At 63.7% G+C, this 18,649-nt stretch carries 17 protein-coding genes; 7 read left to right on the plus strand and 10 right to left on the minus strand.

All coding sequences use genetic code 11. The annotated features are described in order from the left end of the window. Positions 1–152 precede the first annotated feature (152 nt). Positions 153–728 (minus strand): cytochrome c oxidase assembly protein, encoded by a 576-nt coding sequence (locus AERO9A_RS22110; RefSeq protein ID WP_159974126.1) that lies wholly within the window; start codon positions 726–728, stop codon positions 153–155. Positions 729–1,042: 314 nt separating this feature from the next. Between AERO9A_RS22110 and AERO9A_RS22115 the strand changes: the two genes are divergently transcribed. Further along, positions 1,043–1,711 carry a hypothetical protein gene (locus tag AERO9A_RS22115; protein ID WP_159974030.1) on the plus strand — a complete coding sequence of 223 codons (669 nt, stop codon included), beginning with the start codon at positions 1,043–1,045 and terminating at the stop codon, positions 1,709–1,711. Here the strand turns inward: AERO9A_RS22115 and AERO9A_RS22120 are convergent. Further along, complete coding sequence (locus AERO9A_RS22120) at positions 1,674–2,603, minus strand: AEC family transporter (RefSeq protein ID WP_159974031.1); 930 nt, start codon at positions 2,601–2,603, stop codon at positions 1,674–1,676. The two genes, AERO9A_RS22115 and AERO9A_RS22120, sit on opposite strands and share 38 nt — an antisense overlap. A gap of 154 nt (positions 2,604–2,757) precedes the next feature. Here AERO9A_RS22120 and glsB point away from each other — a divergent pair, with 154 nt between their 5' ends. Beyond that, on the plus strand, positions 2,758–3,666 hold the full coding sequence (gene glsB, locus AERO9A_RS22125; protein WP_159974032.1) for a glutaminase B: 909 nt from the start codon (positions 2,758–2,760) through the stop codon (positions 3,664–3,666). A gap of 38 nt (positions 3,667–3,704) precedes the next feature. On the opposite strand, the gene AERO9A_RS22130 is transcribed toward glsB, so the two are convergent. From AERO9A_RS22130 to AERO9A_RS22140, 3 genes are all read right to left on the minus strand, one after another. Continuing rightward, positions 3,705–5,288: a gamma-glutamyltransferase family protein gene (locus tag AERO9A_RS22130; protein WP_159974033.1), complete on the minus strand. Its 1,584-nt coding sequence runs from the start codon at positions 5,286–5,288 to the stop codon at positions 3,705–3,707. 304 nt (positions 5,289–5,592) lie between these two features. Continuing rightward, entirely contained in the window at positions 5,593–6,591 is a 999-nt protein-coding gene (locus tag AERO9A_RS22135) for an asparaginase (RefSeq protein WP_159974034.1), read from the minus strand. A 66-nt stretch (positions 6,592–6,657) separates the two neighbouring features. Further along, entirely contained in the window at positions 6,658–8,097 is a 1,440-nt protein-coding gene (locus AERO9A_RS22140; protein ID WP_159974035.1) for a sodium:alanine symporter family protein, read from the minus strand. A gap of 159 nt (positions 8,098–8,256) precedes the next feature. Here AERO9A_RS22140 and AERO9A_RS22145 point away from each other — a divergent pair, with 159 nt between their 5' ends. From AERO9A_RS22145 to zapA, 3 genes are all read left to right on the plus strand, one after another. Then, entirely contained in the window at positions 8,257–9,069 is an 813-nt protein-coding gene (locus tag AERO9A_RS22145; RefSeq protein ID WP_159974036.1) for a helix-turn-helix transcriptional regulator, read from the plus strand. A gap of 168 nt (positions 9,070–9,237) precedes the next feature. Next, on the plus strand, positions 9,238–9,468 hold the full coding sequence (locus tag AERO9A_RS22150; RefSeq protein WP_159974037.1) for a hypothetical protein: 231 nt from the start codon (positions 9,238–9,240) through the stop codon (positions 9,466–9,468). Beyond that, entirely contained in the window at positions 9,465–9,749 is a 285-nt protein-coding gene (gene zapA / locus AERO9A_RS22155; protein WP_159974038.1) for a cell division protein ZapA, read from the plus strand. The genes AERO9A_RS22150 and zapA overlap by 4 nt, the downstream gene beginning before the upstream one ends. On the opposite strand, the gene AERO9A_RS22160 is transcribed toward zapA, so the two are convergent. Genes AERO9A_RS22160 through AERO9A_RS22170 form a run of 3 tightly spaced genes read right to left on the minus strand, consistent with a single transcriptional unit; the run spans position 9,746 to position 11,514 of the window. Next, positions 9,746–10,423 (minus strand): GNAT family N-acetyltransferase, encoded by a 678-nt coding sequence (locus AERO9A_RS22160; protein WP_159974039.1) that lies wholly within the window; start codon positions 10,421–10,423, stop codon positions 9,746–9,748. The two genes, zapA and AERO9A_RS22160, sit on opposite strands and share 4 nt — an antisense overlap. Next, entirely contained in the window at positions 10,423–10,863 is a 441-nt protein-coding gene (locus AERO9A_RS22165) for a GNAT family N-acetyltransferase (protein WP_159974040.1), read from the minus strand. Before AERO9A_RS22165 ends, AERO9A_RS22160 begins: the two co-directional genes overlap by 1 nt. A gap of 18 nt (positions 10,864–10,881) precedes the next feature. Beyond that, positions 10,882–11,514, minus strand: coding sequence for an FMN-binding negative transcriptional regulator (locus AERO9A_RS22170; protein ID WP_159974041.1), 633 nt, complete (start codon positions 11,512–11,514; stop codon positions 10,882–10,884). 98 nt (positions 11,515–11,612) lie between these two features. Between AERO9A_RS22170 and AERO9A_RS22175 the strand changes: the two genes are divergently transcribed. Next, positions 11,613–13,085, plus strand: a complete 1,473-nt coding sequence (locus tag AERO9A_RS22175; RefSeq protein ID WP_159974042.1) for a PLP-dependent aminotransferase family protein — start codon at positions 11,613–11,615, stop codon at positions 13,083–13,085. A gap of 1,012 nt (positions 13,086–14,097) precedes the next feature. Here the strand turns inward: AERO9A_RS22175 and AERO9A_RS22180 are convergent. Together AERO9A_RS22180 and AERO9A_RS22185 are read right to left on the minus strand one after the other, a co-directional pair. Then, positions 14,098–15,351 carry a dicarboxylate/amino acid:cation symporter gene (locus AERO9A_RS22180; protein ID WP_159974043.1) on the minus strand — a complete coding sequence of 418 codons (1,254 nt, stop codon included), beginning with the start codon at positions 15,349–15,351 and terminating at the stop codon, positions 14,098–14,100. Between the two features lie 129 nt (positions 15,352–15,480). Next, positions 15,481–16,905, minus strand: coding sequence for an aspartate ammonia-lyase (locus tag AERO9A_RS22185; RefSeq protein WP_159974044.1), 1,425 nt, complete (start codon positions 16,903–16,905; stop codon positions 15,481–15,483). A gap of 214 nt (positions 16,906–17,119) precedes the next feature. On the opposite strand from AERO9A_RS22185, the gene AERO9A_RS22190 reads away from it, so the two are divergent. Continuing rightward, positions 17,120–18,025, plus strand: a complete 906-nt coding sequence (locus AERO9A_RS22190; RefSeq protein ID WP_159974045.1) for a LysR substrate-binding domain-containing protein — start codon at positions 17,120–17,122, stop codon at positions 18,023–18,025. Positions 18,026–18,649 lie beyond the last annotated feature (624 nt).

Here is an 18,649-nt window from a genome sequence, read left to right on the forward strand (position 1 = left end):
TGCGGCCTGCTGTCACGGTAGCGCACCCGGCACATAAAACCACAGACTCAATCGCGCGACCCGCTGATGCCGTTGGCCGGGCAGCCACCCCTGACTCAGGCCTTACAGACGTTGTCTCAGGATGGCGAACGGTTGCATCTGTCAGGCGTGACCTATTGGCTGGCCTGTGGCATGGCGGCTTGAGGTGCGCTGATATCGAACAGGGTGTAACTCAGGCTCAGGTGTTTCACGTCTGCCGGTAGATCGCGGTCGATGATGAAGCGCACTGGCATCTCGATGCGCTCACCCGGTTGCAGCACTTGCTGGGTGAAGCAGAAACACTCGGTCTTGTGGAAGAAGGCGGCCGCCCGCGCGGGCGAAATGCCGGGCACGGCTTGAGCCGTCATCGGCGTGTCGCTCGGGTTGTAGGCAACGAACAGCATGTCGTTCGGCTCGCCGGGGCGCACTTGCAACTCCTCGGCTTTGGGCGCGAACGCCCAGATCATGCCGGCGGCGTTGCTGGCGAGAAATTGCACCCGCACCTCGCGCTCATGCGGCTGGGCTCCGGCCGCCCCGCCATCGATGTCGAGGGCGCTGCGCATGGCGTCATTGAGCCGTGGCAGGACGAACAGGCCGAAGCTGAACATGATCACCACCACAGCCAGAAGACGCACGAGCAGACGCGGCGTGTTGCTGGCGTTTGCAACGCGAGAGCGCTTGGGTGTGCCTGCTCTGCCTGGGTGTTTCATTTCACCTCCGGTGGCGTGCAGCACGGTGTGCTGGGCGCAGATGCTCGCGTCCGTGCTGAAGCTGGCGGCCATCAGGCTTTGCCTGACGGGCTCAAGTATAGACAGGTGCCAGGTGCTGCAGTCCGTCTAGCGAGCCGCGACGGCGGTGCCGTAGGCAAGATTGAGCGCCAAGTCCGGCATGGCTTGAGAAAATGTCCGCGAGGTGGATATGACGCGCTCGCATAGCGCTGCAAAAGCCATGAAAATTGCGTCTTAGCCCGCGCCAGCCGCCCGCTAAAGGTTCACGTCCATGTCCTGTATTCATTGGAGTTGTCATGAACACCGCCGCTATTCGCCAGCTCATCGCTCAGGCTCGTGAGCACGAGCGCGCCAGCCAGGCACTCAGTCAAACCCTGCAAACCCGCTTCCAGGGGCTGCATCCGGCCATTAGTCTGCCGCGTGAGAATGCCCCGGCGCTGCTGAGCCGCTTTGTTATCGCCTACATTGAAGAAGTACCTGATGTGCTCGACGCCGCCGCTGAAGTCGCGCGTGAGGCGGGCATCGAAGACGCGATCAAACCGGTGCTGAAGATCGCCGAACAGTTCTTCCAGCAACCGCCCGCGTTGCTGGCTGGTCACAAGGGACTCGCGGGTTTGTTGGATGAGGCCTATCTGGCGCACCGTCTGGTCGAAGAGGTCAACGACCGTTACATCACGTACCTCGGGCGGCCGTTGATTCCTCTGGATACCACCCGTGCCAACTTGATCGTCCATCGTGTGATTGGCGAGCCCTTTGCCAATCAACTCGACGAAGCGGTGCATCACGCGTTGACCGTGATGCTCGATGAGGCTCGCTTCGATAAGCCCTCGGTCGAGGCTTACCGGGCGCGTCTGGCCGCCGCCGATACCGAGTCGGCCTGGTTGCGCTGGCCGTGTTTGTCGCGCCAACTCGGCGTGGATCTGCAGTTCACGGCGCGAGTGCCAGGAGTAGCAGAGACAGCGTAAGCAACGAGCCCAGGGTGGAGTACAGGATTGCCCGCGACACCAGCGCCGCCTGGCGCTGGTAATACTCGGCGAGCATGAACGGCCCGGTGCCTGTGGGCAGTGCGCTGAGCAACACGGCGGCGTGAGCCCAGAACGGCGGCAGGTCGAGCAGTACGAAGGCGATGAACCACGTCACCAGAGGCTGCAGCACCAGCTTCAGCGCCACCAGCGGCCAGGCGCCTTGGGTCGGGCCACTTTGCCGTTGCGCCAGGAACAAGCCCAGCGAGACCAGTGCACAGGGCACGGTTGCCGCGCCAAGCAGACGCAGAAGCTGCTCCAGCGCGCTCGGCAACTGCAGGCCGCCGAGCGACCAGAGAGCGCCGAGTAGCGGTGTGACCACCAGCGGGTTTTTCAGCAGGGCCAGGCTGACCTGGGCAATCGCCCCACCCAGGCCCTTCTGGCTTTGCAGGCCGATCTCGATGCACACCAGCGCCAGGGCGAACAGCACGCAGACCACGATCAGCGAGGCGATCAACGCCGGCGCCATGCCGTCCTCGCCGAGCACCAGCACGCACAGCGGGATGCCGATATAGCCGGTATTGGCATAACCAGCGCTGAGCCCGTCGATGCTGGCTTCAACCAGGCTGCCGGTGGTTTTCCAGCGGTAGGCCAGGGTGATCAGAAACACCGCCAGGGTGCCGCCACTGAAGGCCAGCAGGAAGCCGGGTTGCCAGATGTGCGCCCAGTCGGCCCTGGCGGTGAGGTTGAACAGCAGCGCGGGCAGGCCGAGCCAGACCACGAAGCGGTTCATTTCCGATGCGGCGGTCGGCCCCAGGCGGTTGCTGCGGCGGCACAGATAGCCGAGCAGGATCAGGCCGAAGATCGGCAACAGCACATTGAAAACGGTGGACATCGGCACAGCCATCGGCGCAAAGATGGCCGAGCCTAGGGGCGCTGGCCGTCGAGGGCAAGCTGTGGCTGTGATTCCGCTTTGACGGCGGGCGTCTAGCATTGACCTGCCGGAATGCTCCGGCGCTGTGTCGTGAGACTTTGAACAGGCTCCAAGCATGCAAGCGTTGTTGAACGAGATTCTCGATGAAGTCCGCCCGCTGATTGGCCAGGGCAAGGTGGCCGATTACATTCCCGCGTTGGCCAATGTGGTGCCCGATCAATTGGGCATCGCCGTGTACGGCAACGACGGCCAGTTACATGTCGCTGGCGATGCCCGAACGCCCTTCTCCATCCAGAGCATTTCCAAGGTCTTCAGCCTGGTGCAGGCCATAGGCCACAGTGGCGAGGCGATCTGGCAGCGCCTCGGCCACGAGCCGTCCGGGCAACCGTTCAACTCGCTGGTGCAGCTCGAATTCGAGCGCGGCAAACCGCGCAATCCGTTCATCAACGCTGGTGCGTTGGTGATCTGTGACATCAACCAGTCGCGCTACGCTGCCCCGGCGTTGTCGATGCGCGATTTCGTCCGGCGCCTGTCGGGCAATGCGCAGGTGACGGTGGATAACCACGTCGCCGAGTCCGAATACCAGCACCGCGCGCGCAACGCAGCAATGGCCTACCTGATGCAGGCTTTCGGCAACTTCCACAACGATGTCGAAGCGGTGCTGCGCAGCTACTTCAGTTGCTGCGCGCTGCGCATGAGCTGTGTCGACCTGGCGCGCGCCTTTGGTTTCCTGGCCAACCAGGGCTTCTGTCAGAGCAGCGGCGAGCAGGTCTTGTCGCCCCGGCAGAGCAAGCAGGTCAACGCCATCATGGCCACCAGCGGGCTGTACGACGAGGCCGGTAACTTCGCCTACCGGGTCGGTTTGCCCGGCAAGAGTGGCGTCGGCGGTGGCATCGTCGCGGTGGTGCCGGAGCGTTTCAGCGTCTGCGTGTGGTCGCCGGAGCTTAATGCAGCAGGCAACTCGCTGGCGGGCATCCGCGCGCTGGAACTGCTCAGCGAGCGCATCGGCTGGTCGGTGTTCTGAACACCTGGGCGCTGGCTAGCGCCCGAGGTGAGGCGCCGTTACAGGCCGCAGACGCTGCCATCGCTGCGTGGGTCGGCGGCGCCTTCGAGCACGCCGTTGGCATTACGCAGCACGGCGCCGGCATGGCCCATGGTGTCGCTGAAGGCTTCATCTAATTGCTCGACGATATGCCCGGCCTGACGCAGTTGCTCGACCAACTCGTTCGGGAAGCGGCTTTCCAGTTTCAGTGTAGTGCTGATATCCCCCCAGGTGCGCCCGAGCAGCCAGCGTGGGGCGCTGACGGCGGCTTGCAGATCGCTGCCCAGGCGATAACGGCTGAGCACTGCGGCTTGCGTCTGCGGCTGGCCCTCGCCACCCATGGTGCCGTAGCTCAGGGTGCGGCCATCGTCGAACAGCGCCAACGCCGGGTTGAGGGTGTGGAAGGGTTTGCGCCCCGGCTCCAGTGACTGCAGCGCGGCGGGATCGAGGGAGAAACTGATGCCTCGGTTCTGCCAGGCCACGCCAGTGGACGGCAGCACCACACCCGAACCGAACTCCCAGTACACGCTCTGGATAAAACTCACCGCGCGGCCCTGAGCGTCGATGCAGCCCATCCAGATGGTGTCGCCCGGCTGCGCCGGTTGCGGCCAGGGCAATGCCTGATGGGTGTCGATTTTTTCCGCCAGGCGTTGCAGGTTGGCGTCGGCCAGCAGGCTCTGCGGATCCACCGGCACACGGGCCGGGTCAGTCACCACGCGATCGCGAATCAGGAAGGCCTGCTTGGTCGACTCGACCAACCCGTGCACATGGGCGAAGCCATCGGCCTGGTCGATGCCGAGCTTGTCGAAGATACCGAGGATCAGCAGTGAGGCCAGCCCCTGGGTCGGTGGCGGCATGTTGTACAGCGTGGCATCGTGCAGACGCACGCTCAGCGGTTCGACGACGCGGGCGTGGTAGTGCTGCAAATCGCTCAGGCGCAGTGGGCTGCCCAGGCGTTCGAGGTCGGCGGCCATGCGCGCGGCCAGCTCGCCACGGTAGAAGTCATCCAACCCGGCGTCGGCCAGGCGCTGCAGGGTGTCGGCCAGGGCTGGTTGGCGCAGTACATCGCCTTCGCGCGGCGGCTGGCCACCCGGCAGGTAGACCTCGGCGAAGCCTGGCACGTGTTGCAGCTCGGCCAGCTTGGTGCGGGTCAGATGGGCCTGGCTGCGGCTGACCACAATGCCGCGCCGGGCATGACCGATGGCATCGGCGAGCAACTCGGTCAGGCTCAACTGTGGCTGCCAGTGGGCGGTTTGCGCCAGGGCCTGAGCCCAGCCGTCAACGGTGCCCGCCACGGTCAGCGCGGCCAGCGGGCCACGGCTGGGAATTTGCGCGTGGTCGGCGTAGAAGTCGCGATCAGCCAGCGCCGCACTGTTGCCGCAGGCGTCGATGGCGATAGGTTTTTTGCCGGGCTCATGAATCAGCCAGAAGCCATCGCCGCCGATGGCGTTCATATGCGGGTAAACCACGGCAATGGTCGCGGCAGCGGCGACCATTGCCTCTACGGCGCTGCAGCCTGCCTTTAGCACGTCGCGCCCGGCCTGTGCTGCCAGGTGGTGAGGGGCGACGAACAGGCCGCCGGTGGCATGGGTGGCTTTGAGCATCACATATCCTTTCTTGTCATCAGCGTTCTGCCGCTACGGCAAGGAGCGCTGGTTCATCACCAGCCGATGGCACTCGCAGCCAGGTGGTCAACTGCGGGAAGCAGAACACCACCGCCACCGCACAGGCTTGCAGCGCCACGTAAGGCGATGAGCTCCGGCCAAAGGATATATCGATCAGCGCTAGAAAAGCGCTGAGCAGGACAGTTTGCTATTCGTGGCAGGCGGCGCACTGGCCTAGCCCATGCCTTTCGGTTTAATGGCGGCACGATACTGGATCGGCCGCCGCCTTGGACGAATCCTGCCGTCAGGCCGATTCGCGCATCTCCCCGCACAGATCCAGCGCCAGCCAGTGTTCGACCTCGGCTTGCGTCAGGCCCGCGCCAAGCAGGGCGAACAGCTTGCCCAGCGCGGCTTCACGGGTCATGCCGCCACAGGACACCAGCCCTGCCTGGGCCAGGCGGCTGCCTGCGGCATAGACGCCGAACTGCACATGGCCCTGCATGCACTGGCTGATGGCCGCCAGCACCACGCCTTGTTCGTGCGCCTCGCGCAGAGCGGCGATAAAGGCGTCGTCGCCGGCCGGGCCGGTGCCGCTGCCGTAACACTCCAGCAGCAGGCCACGGGCGCCACTGACGACCAGTGCGCGCACCTGCTCGGCCTGCACGCCCGGATAGAGCGGCAGTACGGCAAGGCTGATCGGCTGGCGCGCCTGGCGATAGCTGATCGCAGGCGCGATGGCGTTGGCGTGCTCGGCCTCGCGGTGGCGTTCCAGTACCTGGAAGGCGTCGAAGGCATCGCTGCGTAGCTTGGCGCAGCGCGCGCCATGCATCATCTGGCCGTTGAAATACAGGTGCACGCCAGGCTTCACGCCCTGCTGTAGCGCCCGTAGCGCGCCGAACAGGTTGGGCCAGGCATCGCCATCCGGCACGCCGGCCGGCTGCATGGAGCCGGTGAACACCACCGGCACATTCAGGCCCAGCAGCAGGAAGCTCATCGCTGCCGCGCTGTAGGCCAGGGTATCGGTGCCATGCAGCACCAGTACGGCGTCGCAGCCATCGGTCTCGACGGCCTGGACGATGGCGTCGCGGATGGCCAGCCAATTCGTCTGGCTCATGTTGGCGCTGTCGAGCAGCGGTAGCAGCTCGCGGAAGATCCAGTTCGGCAGATCAGCCGGGCTTTCCTCGACCTGCTGGGCACGCATGCGCGCCTCGAAGCCGGAGGCCGGTGCCAGGCCGTCTGCGCTCATTTGCATGCCGATGGTGCCGCCGGTGTACAGCACCAGGAGTTTTGCTGGGGTCGCCATGGGCTCTCCTCGGTAAACGTCAGGCAAGAAAAAGGGGGGCAGCGCCCCCCTTACTTCACTCGGGCATCAACGCTGGTAAGCGCGATCACCAACTTCGGCGTGCGCCGTCGGTGCATCCACCGGGGTCTGCCAGGCCTTGGGATCGAGGTCCAGGTCGGCGAACTTCTTCGGATCGAATACTGGCGATGCGACGCCGGCCTTGATCTGTGCATCGTAGTCGCGCATCAGGCGCAGGCCCACTTTGAACAACAGCGCCAGGGCAATCAGGTTGCAGATCGCCAGCAGACCCATGGTCACGTCGGCGAAGGCGAACACGGTGCCCAGGTCCTGCACCGAACCCCACAGCACCAGCACCACCACCAGCACGCGGTAAACCATCACCGGCATGCGCTTCTCGGTGAAGAAGCCCAGGGCGTTCTCACCCAGGTAGTAGTTGTAGATCAGGGTGGTGAAGACGAACAGCAACAGCGCCAGGCTGACGAACACACGGCCCCACTCACCGACTACAGCGGCAACGGCGGTTTGCGTCAGTACCACACCGGCCATGTCCGCGCCCGGCTGATAGACGCCGGACAGCAGGATGATCAGCGCGGTGCAGGTGCACAGGATCAGGGTGTCGATGAACACGCTCAGCGACTGCACGATGCCCTGCGCGGCCGGGTGCTTGACCTCGGCGACAGCGGCCACGTTCGGTGCGCTGCCCAGACCGGCTTCGTTGGAGAACAGGCCACGCTTGACGCCCATGATGATGGCGGCGCCAATGCCACCGGCAAATGCCGGCTCCAGGCCGAAAGCACTTTTGAAGATCATCGCGAAGGTGGCCGGGATGTGTTCGGCGTTCATGCCGATCACCACCAGCGCCATGGTGATGTAGGAGAAGGCCATGACCGGCACCAGTACGTCAGCCATGCTGGCGATACGCTTGATGCCACCGAAGATGATCAGGCCGATCACCACGGTCAGAGCGATACCGCTAACCAGGGTGGGGACGCCAAAGGTGTCATGCAGCGAGCTGGCTACGGTGAAGGACTGCACGGCGTTGAAGCCGAAGCCGAAGGTCACCAGCAGCAGCAGCGAAACCACGATACCCAACCAGCGCTGCTTCAGACCGTGCTCGATGTAGAACGCCGGGCCGCCACGGTAGGTGCCGTCGGGTTCGCGGCGCTTGTACAACTGCGCCAGGGAGCATTCGAAGTAGCTGGTGGCCATGCCGACCAGAGCAACGACCCACATCCAGAAGATGGCGCCAGGGCCGCCGAGCATGATCGCTACGGATACACCGGCGATGTTACCGGCGCCAACGCGGCCAGCCACCGACAGCATCAGAGCCTGGAACGAACTGAGTTGGCCGGGCTTGCGCTCGAACGCTTCAGCGAAGATGCGGAACATGCTGCCGAAGTAGCGGAACTGGACGAAGCGTGAGGCAATGGTGAAGAACAGGCCGAGACCGATCAGCATTACGATCAGCAGCTTGCTCCAGATGAGGTCATTGAGAAGATCGAGCATGGAGGCTTTCTCTCTTGTTGTTCTGATGGGAATACGCCGCGCCGGGCGGATAGCCGAATGGTTCGTGATACAGGCCTCACTGGGCAATTTCGCAGGTCGAGGCGAACTGACGCGAGTTGATGCTAGAATCGCGTCACTCGCATCACATGGCCTTCCCGTATGTCCGATTCCCTCGGCACCAATCTCAAACTGCTGTGCAGCCATTACCGCTCGATTGCCGAGGTTTGCCGCAAACTGGCCATCAACCGTGCGCAGTTCAACCGCTACTTGGCCGGGCAGAGCCAACCGACTGCACACAACCTCAAGCGCATCTGCGATTTCTTCGGCGTCGAAGCGCATGAGCTGGCGCTGCCGAGCGATGCTTTCGCCCGTCTGATGGGCACTCGCAGTGGCGACCTGCAACCACGCGTCGGCAGCGACCCATTGCTGGAGCTGTTCGAGCCGCTACGCGGGCATGCCAGTTCGCTGACGCGCTACTGCGGTTATTACTTCGAATACTCCAATTGCATGTCGGTGCCGGGGCAGATCCTGCTGTCGCTGGTGCACCTGCGTGAGGAGCGCGGCAGCTACGTGTTCGAGCGCCAGGAACGGCAGGAGCGCGCGCGCGGCGGTGTCGCCGAGGATTGGGTGCGCTGCCGTTACCTGGGCGCCGCCTTCTACCTGCAGGATCGGCTGTTTCTCATCGACTACGAGTCGCTGACCGGCAATGAAATGAGCCAGACCATTCTCATTCCCAGCTTCAAGAGCCACATCACCCGCCTCAATGGCCTGAAGACCGGTGTTTCCAGCGGCGATCGGCGCACCCCGGCCTGCACCCGCGTGGTCTGGCAATACCTTGGCGAGCAGATCAACCGGGTCAACGCCTACCGTCAGGTGATGCTCTACGCCCCAGATGATCCGCGTATCGATGACGACATCCGTCAGCGCCTGGGCGGTGCGCAGTTGCGTGATGGGTTGTTCGAGATCGAGTAGCCAGCAACTAACTCATTGAGACATAAAAGAATATTTTTCTGTCTTAGGTGGCCGTGCCGGGCGCTTTTCTTTATCGTGCGCGGCCTTCGAACCGGTTCCCCTCTATCTCTGGCGGCTTGTGCGCAGCCTCTCGAACCGGCTTTATTCCTCTTGCTCAGGACCTATTCCATGCTCGATAGCACCCTCGTACAACTTGAAAACCTGGTCGCCGAACTGCTGCAGCAAAACCAGCAACTCACCCGCGACAACCAGCAAATGCGCGCTGATCTGAACAAGGCCAGCGAAGACAACGACGCCCTGCAACTGCAACTGCTGGAGCAGGAAGAGCAGCAGAACAGCGCCGTCGCCCGTCTGCAGGCGCTGGTGCAGCGTGTCGGTGAAGGTCGCGCCGAGGCATGAGCCGCGAGGGCGTACGCGTCCTGCACCTGTTCGGCCGTGATTACTCGATCAGGACGCCGGAGGCCGACGCAGGCCTGCTGCACGAGGCCATTGGCCTGTTGCAGACGGAAATCTCCAGCAACGAGCAGCGCTATCCCAAGGCCGCCGGTCAGGAACTGCTGCTGCTCAGCGCCCTGAACCTGATCGCCCGGCAATTGGCGCAGGCCTCGGCGGCTGATGTGGAGCCGCGCTTGCAGGCGCTCAGTCAGTTGATACAGGCGCAGTTACAGGGCCGAGCTTAGGCCTGTTCGCGCAGTGCCTCCAGGCGTTGGCGCTGCTGTCCCTGCTGATCGAAATTCTCTGCCGCCAGCCAGCGCTGGAAGGCGTCGCGGCAGCGCGGCCACTCGCCGTCGATAATGGAGAACCAGGCCGTGTCGCGGTTTCTGCCCTTGTTTACCCTGTGTTGGCGAAACAGGCCTTCGTAGGTGAAACCGAAGCGTTCGGCGGCTCGCACGGAGCGGGCGTTTGCCGCGTCGCACTTCCATTCCAGGCGGCGATAGCCGAGGTCGGCGAAGGCGTGTTGTGCCAGCAGGTAAACGGCCTCGGTTGCGCCAGCAGTGCGTTGCATCGGCGCGCCGAAGGCCACGTGACCGATCTCGATGCAGCCATCTTGCGCGGCGATGTTCAGGTAGCTGAACACGCCTAGGGCGAGGCCGCTGGCCTGATCGATCACGGCATAGAACAGCGGGTCGCGGCACTCGGCATGGTTCGTCAGCCAGGCATCGAAGCGGGCGCGCTCGCTGAACGGGCCGTAGGGCAGGTAATCCCAAAGTGCCGGATCCGGTCCTTGCAAGGCGTGCCAGAGATCATCGCCATGGCGTGCGACGGCGAGCGCTTCCAGGCGCACGAAGCGGCCTTGCAGCACGCGCTGATCCGGCGTTGGGCGGGGTTGCCAGTGCATCAGTTCGTGGCTCATCACCATTCCTTCTTGTATTGGATAAAGCCGCTGCGCTCGGCGATACGGTCGTAGAGCATGCGGCCTCGGTAGTTGGTTTCCTGCGTCAGCCAGTGTACGCGGCTGCCACCGGCGGCACGCGCTGCGGCGTAAACGTGCTCGATCAGCGCGCGGCCCACACCGCCGCCACGGATGTGCTCGGCGACGAACAGATCCTGCAGGTAGCAGGAGTGCTCCTTGAGCCAGCAACTGCGGTGGTAGATGAAGTGCACCAGGCCGACCGCCGTGCCGTCCTGCCAGGCCAGCGCGGCGTGCATCGGCTCAGCCTCATCAAGGAAGCGCTGCCAGGTTAGTGCAGTGGTTTCGGCGGGAATATCAGCCTGGTAGAAGCGCTGGTAGCCCTGCCACAGCGGCAGCCAGGCGGCGTGATCTGCGGTGCTGATGGGGCGGATGTCGAGCATGGGGTCTTTCCTTCGAGGTCAGTCACTGGGGTTCATCTGCGCGGCCAGTTCGCGCTCACGCGGCTTGGCTGATGCGGCCAGGCCGGCACGTACGCCAGCCTGATCGGCCTGCGAGCGGTTCTGGCTGAGTTTCCATTGGCCTTCGATGCGGCGGATCGGCAGGGCGAAACCGACGATGGCGCGCAGCATGGCGTCGAGGTAGTCGCGTGGCGCATCGCGGACCGCCCAGGGCTGCGGGCGGCCCTGTTCGTGGTGCTCGCTGAGGCGGCTGAGCAACTGCAGCAGACGTGCGGGCTCATCGAGCACCTCGGCCTGGCCCCAGGCATGCACGGCGATGTAGTTCCAGGTTGGCACCACCTTGACGTGCTCGGCTTTGCTCGGATACCAGCCCGGATGCACGTAGGCGTCCGGGCCGCTGAATACCACCAGGGCTTCGGCGCCGCTGGCCAAATCGCGCCAGTGCGGATTGGCGCGGGCGAAGTGGCCGTACAGGGTGCCAAACTCGCCTTCATCGGCAGCCGGCAACAGCGGCAGATGACTGGCCTGTAGCCCTTGCTCACCGGCGCTACTGAGTAGGGCCAGGCCGCTGGCGTGGATCTGCGCGTGCAGCGTTGTCAGGTCATCTTGGCGAAAGGCGGCGGCGCGATACATGGCAACTTTTCCTGGCGTGATAGGCGCATGCTAGGCAGGATATTGGCCTTGCGTAAGATCCATTTACGATGACTTTGATAGAGCCAATTGCTGCCATCATGAGCCACTCGCCCGCCCTGCCCTTCGATCTTTCCGGCATTCACCTGCAGCCTGGCCAGGGCCTGGCTCGTCAGCTCTACCAGGCGCTGCGCGAGCGCATCCTCGATGGTCGCCTGGTGGGCGGTACGCGCCTGCCTGCCAGCCGTGAATTGGCCCAGTTGCTCGGGATTTCACGCAATACGGTGACGCGCGCGCTCGATCAGCTCTATGCCGAGGGTTATGTCGCCGGCCGCGTCGGCGATGGCACCTATGTCGCCGAGCTTGTGCGCCAGCGCCCCCTGCCCGCGCCGACGCCAAGCAATGTGTACGGCAGCCCGGCCCTGCAACGCCTGCAACAGCACCACCTGACACCGCCGCCGGTGGAGGCGCCACGCGCGTTTCGCATTGGTGTGCCGGCCTTTGATCTGTTCCCTTTCCAGACCTGGGCGCGCCTGCAGGCGCGCTTCTGGCGCAAGCCCGCGCTGGCGCGTCTGGGCTATGGCGATCCGGCGGGTGATTGGCGTCTACGCGAGCTGATTGCCGTCTATCTGCGCAATGCACGTGGGCTGGAGTGCGACCCGCGGCACATCGTCATCACCTGCGGCGCGCAGCAGGCCATCAGCCTGTGCGCGCAATTGCTGATCCAGCCGGGTGACCGCGTGGCGGTGGAAAGCCCAGGCTACGGCGCTGCCGGGCATGCCTTCGCCGTGGCCGGTGCGCAAGTGTGCGGCGTAGCACTGGATAACGAGGGGCTGCAGGTCGAGGCGCTGCAAGGGATCGACGGCTGCCGCCTGGTGTATCTGACGCCATCGCACCAATACCCGACCGGCGTGACCCTGTCGCTGCCTCGGCGCCTGGCGCTGCTGGAGTGGGCCAAGCGCGAGGGCGGCTGGATCGTCGAGGATGACTACGATGGCGAATACCGCTACAGCGGCACGCCTCTGGCACCGTTGGCGGCGTTGGATCGGCAGCAGCGGGTGATCTACGTCGGCACCTTCGGCAAGCTGGCTTTCCCTGCCCTACGCCTCGGCTACCTGGTGTTGCCGCCCTCGCTGGCCGGGGCCTTCGCCCAGCGTCTGGCGCTGGACATGCGCCATATGGAGATCGGCACCCAGGCGGTGATGGCCGAGTTCATCGCCGCCGGGCACTTCCAGCGACATATCCGACGCATGCGCCAGGCGGCCAGAGCGCGGCGCGACACCCTGCTGCGTGAGTGGCCGCAGGCGATTCCCGGCTGCGCGCCGTTACCCGCCGTGGAGGCTGGGTTGCACCTGTGTGTGAGAGTGGCGAGCCTGGCTCGCGAGCAGGAACTGGTCAGTACCGCGCGGGCTGCTGGAGTCGAGATGAACGGCTTGAGCGGCTACTGGTTGCCCGATAGTCAGGTGCCGGAGGATGCCCGCGCCGGCCTGGTGCTGGGTTTTGCCGCCGTGCCCGAGGTGCAGATCATCGATGCCGTGCAGCGGCTCCGGCAGGCCTGGAAGCTCTGTTTGTAGGAGGGGCTTCAGCCGCGATCTGTGTGCCTGCAATCTGCACGCAAAAGGGTGTTCGCGGAGTATTGGGTCAATAGTCCTGATACCGGACGGGCAATACGGTGTTGGTTGTTCTGTTGTCAGTTCCGAATTGCCGCGTTTTTGCTGATGTTTCTGGTTTCGCCCTCCCGGGCGAGTCACTTTGCGGGCAAAGTAACCAAAACCTCCGCCCTTTCATCCGGCCCTCGCTGCGCGAGGGTTCGCTCACTCCATCGCCGTTCCAGAGGCCCGCCGCGGTGGGCCATCCCTGGCCCATCGCGGCTCTCGCGACATCCATGTCGTTCAACCTCTTCCACGACGATTCCGTTCGCCCTCCTGGGCGGGCTCTGCACGCGCCTAAACCTGCGGTAACCCAGAATTAGCGTGGAGTGATTGAACATGAAGTCAGCCATAGGGCTGACCGGCATGCCGACTGCAAGCCGGCAAGCTGTTCAATGCATGAAACTGCGCGAATGAAACTATTGGTTTAATTCGACAGCCAAATCGAGGCTCCATAGCTACCAGAGCACGCCGGGCATGCTCGGAATAACTGTACGTTCAGGCGCGCTAACTCCCCCTTCAGGAGGCCGAACGTAGGCATTGCGCAGGGGGCGAGCGGCATGGATGCCGCGAGATACCGATGGCGGCCCCGCTTGAAGGGCCATGGATGGCCCTTGCAAGCCGACCCCGGAGCGGTGCCGGAGTGAGGGAAGTCGAGCGAAGCGAGACCCGGATGGTGGGGGTGCGTTTCTTTTGCTTACTTTTCTTTGTGCTGGGCGGCAATCCGAGCTCAAAGAAAATTGAGTCGCCCGAGGGGGCGAAACCCGGAGTATCCGAATACACCGTAGCGGCGTCCAGAACACCAAAAAACAAACAAACTTACCCGCCCGGTATCAACACCGACTGCCCCCCAATATTTCGCGAAGAATAAAAAAAGGGATGGTCGTGGCCATCCCAAAGTGGAGAGGCTGGTGAGGCCTCCTATGAAAAGCGTTGCTCAGGCCGCGTTGTCGCTGTTGTAGATATCGCGATCCAGCTCTTTCTCGCTATTGCCCACCAGGGTAGTGGTCATCAGGTCACCGGCCACGTTCACCGTGGTGCGCGCCATGTCGAGGATGCGGTCGATACCGGCGATCAGCGCCACGCCTTCCAGCGGCAGGCCCACCGAGCTTAGTACCAGGCCGAGCATGATCAGACCCGCGCCAGGAATACCGGCAGTGCCGATGGATGCCAGGGTGGCGGTCAGAATGATCATCAGGTATTGGCCGGCATTGAGGTCGATGCCGAAGGCCTGGGCGATAAACAGCGCCAGTACGCCCTGGTAGATGGCGGTGCCGTCCATGTTGATGGTGGCGCCGACCGGCAGCACGAAGCCTGCCACGCCTTGCGAGACGCCGAGGTTCTTGCGCGCGCACTCGATGGACACCGGCAGGGTGCCGGAGCTGCTCGAAGTACTGAAGGCCACTGCCAACGCCGGGGCGATGCCACGGAAGAAACGCAGCGGGCTGAGGCGTGCCAGGCCGCCGATCAGGCCGCCGTAGATCAGCAGCAGATGAGCCAGACTGGCCAGGTAGATCACCCCGATCACGCCGGCCAGTGGCAGCAACACCTCGATGCCATGGGAGGCAACCACGCCGGCGATCAGCGCGAACACGCCGATGGGGGCGAAGCGCATCACCAGGTCGGTGAGCTTGTAGAGCACTTCGGCCAGGCTGTCGAACAGGCGAATCGCCGGTGCGGCCTTCTCGCCCACCAGGTTCATGCTCACGCCCAGGGCGATGGCGAAGACGATGATCTGCAAGATGTTGCCTTCGGCGAAGGCAGTCACCGGGTTGGTCGGCACCAGGCCTACCAGAATTTGCACCAGCGACGGCGCCTGCTTGGCCTCTGCGCTGCCGCTGGCGACCATGTGCATGCCTTCACCGGGGCTGAACAGGGTGCCGAACAGCAGGCCGATACTTACCGCGAAGGCAGTGGTAATCAGGTAGATGGTGATGGTTTTGACGCTGATGCGCCCAAGTTTTGCGCTGTCGCTCATGGCGGTGATGCCCGCCACCAGGGAAATGAACACCAGCGGCACGATCAGCATTTTGATCGCATTGAGAAACAGCGTCCCGACCGGCATCAGCGCCTGGGCGCCGCTTTTGAACAGCATGCCGACGACGACACCGAGCGCCAGGCCGACGAGGATCTGCTGCCACAGCGGCACGCGGGCCAGGAAGGAAGGGGAAGCGGTTTTGCTCTGACTCATGTGGTTATTACCCGGATTGTCATTGTTTTGGGGCCGTCCGCTTGGCCTGAGTGTATTGCCCGGTGCTTGAGTACCTTCGCGGGCCTAAATGAATACGCCGCCCAATGGGCGGCGTATTCATGTGAGCGATCAACCCTGTAGGGGAACCAGACGCGGGGCGATCATGTTCTCGGGGCGCAGGATGTCGTCCAGAGTGGCGTCATCCAGCAGTTTCTCCTCACGCACCAATTCCAGTACGCCGCGACCGCTTTCCAGCGCGACCTTGGCGATCCGCGTGGCGTTCTCGTAGCCGATGTAGGGGTTGAGCGCGGTAATCAGGCCGATGGAGTTTTCCATCAGCGCGCGGCAATGCGCTTCGTTGGCGGTGATGCCGTCGATGCACAGCTCGCGCAGCATATCCATGGCGCGGGTCAGCAGGCGGATCGAGTCGAAGATCTTGTAGGCGATCAGCGGCTCCATCACGTTCAACTGCAGTTGGCCGCCTTCGGCCGCCATGGTCAGCGCCAGGTCGTTGCCGATCACTTCGAAGGCCACCTGGTTGACCGCTTCCGGGATCACCGGGTTGACCTTGCCCGGCATGATCGAGCTGCCGGGCTGGCGCGGCGGCAGGTTGATTTCGTTGATGCCGGTGCGCGGGCCACTCGACAGCAGGCGCAGGTCGTTGCAGATCTTCGACAGTTTGACCGCGGTGCGCTTGAGCATGCCGGAGAACAGCACGAAGGCGCCCATGTCGCTGGTAGCCTCGACCAGGTCAGCGGCCGGCTTGACTGGATGGCCGCTGATCACGCCCAGGCGCTTGACGGCCAGGGCTTGATATTTCGGGTCGGCGTTGATGCCGGTGCCGATGGCGGTGCCGCCCAGGTTGACTTCGTGCAGCAGGGTCGGTGCCAGCATCTTCAGGTGCTGCAGGTCTTCACCGAGGGTGGTGGCGAAGGCGTTAAATTCCTGACCGAGGGTCATCGGCACGGCATCCTGCAACTGCGTGCGGCCCATCTTCAACACGTGGCCGAACTCCAGGCCCTTGGCCGCCAGCGATTGAATCAGCTTGTCCAGCGCGCTCAGCAGGCTCTCGTGGCCGAGCAGCAGGCCCAGGCGAATGGCAGTTGGGTAGGCGTCGTTGGTCGACTGCGCCATGTTCACATCGTTGTTCGGGTGCAGGTACTGGTACTCGCCCTTCTCGTGGCCCATGGCTTCCAGGGCGATGTTGGCGATCACCTCGTTGGCGTTCATGTTGGTCGAGGTGCCGGCGCCGCCCTGAATCATGTCGACCACGAACTGCTCGTGGTACTCACCCTGAATGATGCGCGCACAGGCGGTGCTGATCGCCGTGTGCTTGGCGGCGGACAGATGGCCCAGCTCGCGGTTGGCGTCCGCCGAGGCCTGCTTGACCATGGCCAGGCCGATTACCAGTTTCGGGTAGTGCGACAGCGGCACACCAGACAGGCGGAAGTTCTGCACGGCGCGCAGAGTCTGGACGCCGTAATAGGCATCGGCCGGGACTTCGAGGGTGCCAAGCAGGTCTTTTTCGACGCGGAATGATGCAGCAGCGGACATGATGAGACAGACTCTCTGGGAGATGCGGCAAGTGCCGCGATGCCCTTAGATTAGGCGCTCTACCGATATTTTCGCCAATGCCGTTGCTTGCTGGGTCATGCAAGATCGGCATAATGTTGCCGTGACGTCCGCATGACTTCGGACGTACCGCGTAGCCCGGATGCAATCCGGGAGTGCCAATTCAAGCCCCGGTCTTGCTCATGCGGAGCCTGCAATGAACCTGGAAACCAAATGGCTGGAAGATTTCGTCACCCTGGCCGCCACGCGCAGCTTCTCCCAGGCCGCCGAAAAACGCTTCGTCACCCAGCCCGCCTTCAGCCGCCGCATTCGTAGCCTGGAGAACAGCCTGGGGCTGACCCTGGTGGATCGCTCCTGCACGCCGATCGAACTGACCGAGTCCGGCAAACTGTTTTTGGTCACCGCCCGCAGCCTGGTCGAGCAACTCGGTGAAGTGGTGCGGCACCTGCATCATCTGGAGGGCCAGCAGGGCGAAGTGCTGCAGATCGCTGCCGCGCACTCGCTGACCCTGGGCTTCTTCCCGCCCTGGATCGCAGCTCTGCGGCGTGATGGCCTACCGCTCAACACCCGTCTGGTAGCGACCAATGTGGGCGAGGCGGTGCACTCGCTACGCGAAGGCGCCTGCGACCTGATCCTCGCCTACTACGACCCCGACGCGGCGCTGCAGATGGACCCGCAAATCTTCCCCTCCCTGCACCTGGGCACCACCGCCATGCTGCCGGTGTGCGCCACCGGCGAGGATGGCGCGCCGCTGTTCGACCTCGACAGCGGCCAGGCCATCCCACTGCTGGCTTACAGCGCCGGCGCCTTCCTTGGGCGCTCGGTGAACCTGCTGCTGCGCCAGCGCGTGCTGCGTTCGACCACGGTGTACGAAACCGCCATGGCCGACAGCCTCAAGAGCATGGCCCTGCAAGGCATGGGCGTGGCCTGGGTGCCGCGCCTGTCGGTCACCGCCGAACTGGCGCGGGGCGAGCTGGCCATCTGCGGCGGCGAGCACTGGCAGATCCCGCTGGAAATCCGCCTGTACCGCTGCGCCCTGGTGCGCAAGGCGGCGGTGCGCTTGCTCTGGCGCAAGTTGGAGACGGGGGAGGTTGGGGGGTGAGGTATCGGCGATGGTGCTTCGGATTATGCCTATGGCTAGTCCAGATTATGGGGAGAAATATCGACAGTCCCATTTACAAAGTTAAAAAACTATTTTGCGCTGAGCCTAGAAAGGCTAAGGGATTTCAAGCATGTCTCAAAGCGAGTCGTTTAATGATTTGTCTGAAGTAAGTAGCCTGGGTAGAGCGCAGCGAAACCCGGTGGTCGGCTGATGGGTTTCGCGCTGCTCTACCCATCCTACGGTTCTGTAACGCTGCCAGGCGGTGCAAACATCCGGGTGTATGTCTGGGTGTCCTGCTAGGCATGGACTGTCGCGGCTAAAGCCCCTCCCACGGTGTTTGCATGGCGCTGTGGGAGGGGCTTTAGCCGCGAGCTTTTGCAGGCGAAGGCTCTACGCGTGCTGACCTGCGCCCCACAGAAAAGCCCGCTACGCCAGGCGCAGTAAGTAGCCTGGGTAGAGCGCAGCGAAACCCGGTAGCCGGTTGACGGGTTTCGCGTTGCTCTACCCATCCTACGGTTCTGTAACGCTGCCAGGCGGTGCAAACATCCGGGTGTATGTCTGGGTGTCCTGCTAGGCATGGACTGTCGCGGCTAAAGCCCCTCCCACGGTGTTTGCATGGCGCTG

The organism is Pseudomonas sp. 8Z (assembly GCF_902506535.1).
In the GTDB taxonomy this organism is placed as follows: Bacteria; Pseudomonadota; Gammaproteobacteria; order Pseudomonadales; family Pseudomonadaceae; genus Aquipseudomonas.

Excerpts from the sequence above, each read along its gene's own strand:
- AERO9A_RS22110 (WP_159974126.1), bottom strand. The coding sequence starts at position 728 with ATGAAACACCCAGGCAGAGCAGGCACACCCAAGCGCTCTCGCGTTGCA.
- AERO9A_RS22115 (WP_159974030.1), top strand. The coding sequence starts at position 1,043 with ATGAACACCGCCGCTATTCGCCAGCTCATCGCTCAGGCTCGTGAGCAC.
- AERO9A_RS22120 (WP_159974031.1), bottom strand. The coding sequence starts at position 2,603 with ATGTCCACCGTTTTCAATGTGCTGTTGCCGATCTTCGGCCTGATCCTG.
- glsB (WP_159974032.1), top strand. The coding sequence starts at position 2,758 with ATGCAAGCGTTGTTGAACGAGATTCTCGATGAAGTCCGCCCGCTGATT.
- AERO9A_RS22130 (WP_159974033.1), bottom strand. The coding sequence starts at position 5,288 with ATGCTCAAAGCCACCCATGCCACCGGCGGCCTGTTCGTCGCCCCTCAC.
- AERO9A_RS22135 (WP_159974034.1), bottom strand. The coding sequence starts at position 6,591 with ATGGCGACCCCAGCAAAACTCCTGGTGCTGTACACCGGCGGCACCATC.
- AERO9A_RS22140 (WP_159974035.1), bottom strand. The coding sequence starts at position 8,097 with ATGCTCGATCTTCTCAATGACCTCATCTGGAGCAAGCTGCTGATCGTA.
- AERO9A_RS22145 (WP_159974036.1), top strand. The coding sequence starts at position 8,257 with ATGTCCGATTCCCTCGGCACCAATCTCAAACTGCTGTGCAGCCATTAC.
- AERO9A_RS22150 (WP_159974037.1), top strand. The coding sequence starts at position 9,238 with ATGCTCGATAGCACCCTCGTACAACTTGAAAACCTGGTCGCCGAACTG.
- zapA (WP_159974038.1), top strand. The coding sequence starts at position 9,465 with ATGAGCCGCGAGGGCGTACGCGTCCTGCACCTGTTCGGCCGTGATTAC.
- AERO9A_RS22160 (WP_159974039.1), bottom strand. The coding sequence starts at position 10,423 with ATGAGCCACGAACTGATGCACTGGCAACCCCGCCCAACGCCGGATCAG.
- AERO9A_RS22165 (WP_159974040.1), bottom strand. The coding sequence starts at position 10,863 with ATGCTCGACATCCGCCCCATCAGCACCGCAGATCACGCCGCCTGGCTG.
- AERO9A_RS22170 (WP_159974041.1), bottom strand. The coding sequence starts at position 11,514 with ATGTATCGCGCCGCCGCCTTTCGCCAAGATGACCTGACAACGCTGCAC.
- AERO9A_RS22175 (WP_159974042.1), top strand. The coding sequence starts at position 11,613 with ATGAGCCACTCGCCCGCCCTGCCCTTCGATCTTTCCGGCATTCACCTG.
- AERO9A_RS22180 (WP_159974043.1), bottom strand. The coding sequence starts at position 15,351 with ATGAGTCAGAGCAAAACCGCTTCCCCTTCCTTCCTGGCCCGCGTGCCG.
- AERO9A_RS22185 (WP_159974044.1), bottom strand. The coding sequence starts at position 16,905 with ATGTCCGCTGCTGCATCATTCCGCGTCGAAAAAGACCTGCTTGGCACC.
- AERO9A_RS22190 (WP_159974045.1), top strand. The coding sequence starts at position 17,120 with ATGAACCTGGAAACCAAATGGCTGGAAGATTTCGTCACCCTGGCCGCC.